Consider the following 445-nt stretch of genomic DNA (forward strand, 5'->3'; position numbering starts at 1 on the left):
TCCCGAGTGGCCAAAGGGATCAGACTGTAAATCTGACGGCTCAGCCTTCGCAGGTTCGAATCCTGCCCCCTCCACCACGCAATTTCCTTGGTTTTGAGGTGGCCTCACAAAATTGTGAATTTGCGGGTGTCGTATAGTGGCTATTACCTCAGCCTTCCAAGCTGATGACGCGGGTTCGATTCCCGCCACCCGCTCCAAATTCCGTTAGTGCTGATATAGCTCAGTTGGTAGAGCGCACCCTTGGTAAGGGTGAGGTCGGCGGTTCGAATCCGCCTATCAGCACCATTTCACTTTAGGCCCCTAATAAACCTCGGTCTTGCTTTTTAGCTTAGGTAACACACCGAAAGAATTTTGTTAGAGAGGCTGCAATGTCTAAAGAAAAATTTGAACGTTCGAAGCCGCACGTAAACGTCGGCACCATTGGTCACGTTGACCACGGTAAAAC

Annotated in this window: 2 tRNA genes; both read left to right on the forward strand. The window is 50.3% G+C overall.

What is annotated here, in order from left to right:
* The first annotated feature begins 122 nt into the window (after nt 1–122).
* Nucleotides 123–197 (forward strand) — tRNA-Gly (locus tag ACP7FG_RS12985).
* A 12-nt stretch (nt 198–209) separates the two neighbouring features.
* A tRNA-Thr gene (locus ACP7FG_RS12990) sits at nt 210–285 on the forward strand.
* Nucleotides 286–445 lie beyond the last annotated feature (160 nt).

The sequence above is a fragment of the Idiomarina sp. ST10R2A5 genome, assembly GCF_051842325.1.
In the GTDB taxonomy this organism is placed as follows: Bacteria; Pseudomonadota; Gammaproteobacteria; order Enterobacterales; family Alteromonadaceae; genus Idiomarina; species Idiomarina abyssalis.